Origin of the sequence: Caldibacillus sp. 210928-DFI.2.18 (genome assembly GCF_020554505.1) — a bacterium.
Lineage (GTDB): Bacteria > Bacillota > Bacilli > Bacillales > Caldibacillaceae > Caldifermentibacillus > Caldifermentibacillus hisashii.
Map to the genome: position 1 here is coordinate 1 of NZ_JAJCHL010000311.1, position 212 is coordinate 212.

Genomic DNA, 212 nt, shown 5'->3' on the forward strand with positions numbered 1-212 from the left:
CATGAAGCCGAAGCATGGAAAGTCTATTCTACCCTCGCACTGAAAGCACTGAAAAGATTGAACCTTCCTATTGGTGTACTACATAACGATACAACATCAATTTCTGTTTACGGTGAATATAAACAACCGAAGGAAGATGGACTGCAAATTACGTATGGGTATAGTAAGGCCCATAGACCTGATTTAAAACAAATCGTTCTGGGGATGGGTGT

General features: G+C 40.6%; 1 pseudogene. It reads left to right on the forward strand.

Going from position 1 to position 212, the window contains the following annotated elements:
- Positions 1 to 212 (forward strand): annotated as a pseudogene (locus LIZ98_RS17890) (IS1634 family transposase); the annotation flags it as partial.